Below are 1,734 nucleotides of genomic sequence, written 5' to 3'. Positions count from 1 at the left end.
CGGCCCGCAACCGGCCCGAGCAGGCCCGGGCTCACGACGGCCTGGCCAGGGCCCGCCTGGGCCTCGGGCAGGCCGACCTGGCCCGCGAGCACGGACGATCGGCCCTGGAGCTCTACGAGGAGCTCGGCGTCCCCGAGGCCGACGAGGTGCGCGCCTTCCTCAAGCGCGTATGAACATGCCTCAAGCGCATGTGCGCACGGCCGAGGCGCACCCGGGCGGCTCAAGCGCGTCGTGATCGTGGAGCCCGGCACCGAGCACCGGGTGCCCCGCGCGATCGCCGCCCACCACGGGGAGCGCCGCCGGGCGCGGCCCATCTCCCCGCGGAGCCCCTGGCGGGGCGGTCCGCGGGGTTCACGGGCGCCGCGGGAGGCGGGTCAGCCGGACCAGCCGGCCGGGTTCGAGCACGACTCGCGGGAGATCCCCGATCCGGTGTCCGGGAAGGCCCCGTGGCGCTCAAAGTGCAGGTGGGCGAAGAAGTAGCACATCCTCTCGCACTCGGCGTCCAGGACCGCCTTCTCCGGGTCCTCGGCCACCGCGGTGTAGAAGTCGCGGCCCATCGCGACGATGAAGCCCCGCGCGTAGAGGAAACCGTCGTCGGAGCCGTCGGTGACCGCCTGGATGTCCGCGCGGTCGATGTCGTAGAGCTTGCGCTCGACCACCCGGTCGAGATCGGTCAGCTCCTCGGCCGACAACCCCTCACCGGCGGAGCGGAGGTTGCTCAGGAACTCCGGCAGCGCGGCCTCGACCGCGGCGAGCGACGTGCCGTGCAGGTCCTCGTCGGAACCGGGCGCCCGATGCGCCAACGCCCGTCGCGCCCGATCGACCTCCGCCCCCAGCGGCGCCCAGGCCGCCTCCACCAGATCCCAGAACCGTTCCTCGTCCCCCACCGGGAGCCGCTGATCCCTCACGTCCGCCGCCGCCTCTCCTGACCGTCCCTGTGACCCGTCCTGATCACCTAACCAGGCGGCACCGACGATTCACCCGCACGGGTGACGACCGGCCAGGTGACGACCGGCCAGACGACCGCGGCGAGTACGGCGGCGCGAAGATCCGCCGGGCGGCCGGGATCCTCGACCGGTGACCCGCCCGGCCTGGCACACCGGTCGGGCGGGTCGTAGTGTTCGCGACGGCGGAAACCGATCACCGACCGTGGAGGATCACCGTGGACGTTCACGAGGCCGCACTGCGCTGGACGCAGGTGTGGACGGCGGGATGGGCGCAGCAGGACACGGAGGTCATCGTCGAGTGCCAGGCCGAGGACGGCGTCCACTGGTCGACGCCCTTCGGTCCTCCTCACCGGGGACGCGCCGGGCTCCGGAAGTATCTCCAGGATGCGTTCGCGTCGGAGACCGAGCCGACGCGGGCCCGCTTCGCCACGCCTCTGGTCCAGGGTGACCAGGCCGCGGCGGAGTACTGGGCGCTGTGCCACTACGACAGCGGCCCGCTGACGATCTCAGGGTGCACGATGCTGCGCTTCGATACCCAGGGCCTGGTCGTCGAGTCCCGGGACTACTCATACGTCACCCCCGGCCACGTCCCCTTCCCGTTCGGCTGGTGAGCCGGCCCGCCCGCTCCGCCCCCGCCCGGACGGCTCACCGGCGAGCGGGGAACCGGCCTGAGGGGCCGTCGCTCGGGTACGTTGGGGCCGGTGGAGCAGCAGACGGAGACCGCACGACCTGACCGGTGGACGACGCCCGGAGCGGGGAGGCTCTCCGGACGGCGGGCCGCGAGCGC

General features: G+C 73.4%; 2 protein-coding genes. One reads left to right on the top strand and one right to left on the bottom strand.

What is annotated here, in order from left to right; translation table 11 throughout:
- Positions 1-374: 374 nt before the first annotated feature.
- Positions 375-908, bottom strand: a complete 534-nt coding sequence (locus tag ACWJ6R_RS35880) for a DUF4240 domain-containing protein (RefSeq protein ID WP_449066469.1) — start codon at positions 906-908, stop codon at positions 375-377.
- Between the two features lie 254 nt (positions 909-1,162).
- Between ACWJ6R_RS35880 and ACWJ6R_RS35875 the strand changes: the two genes are divergently transcribed.
- A complete protein-coding gene (locus tag ACWJ6R_RS35875) occupies positions 1,163-1,558 on the top strand; it encodes a nuclear transport factor 2 family protein (RefSeq protein WP_449066468.1) in 396 nt (131 codons plus the stop codon).
- Positions 1,559-1,734: the final 176 nt, after the last annotated feature.

Source organism: Planomonospora algeriensis (assembly GCF_977012225.1).
The sequence above is the reverse complement of the archived record's forward strand: the minus strand, read 5'-3'. Positions and strand labels throughout refer to the sequence as shown.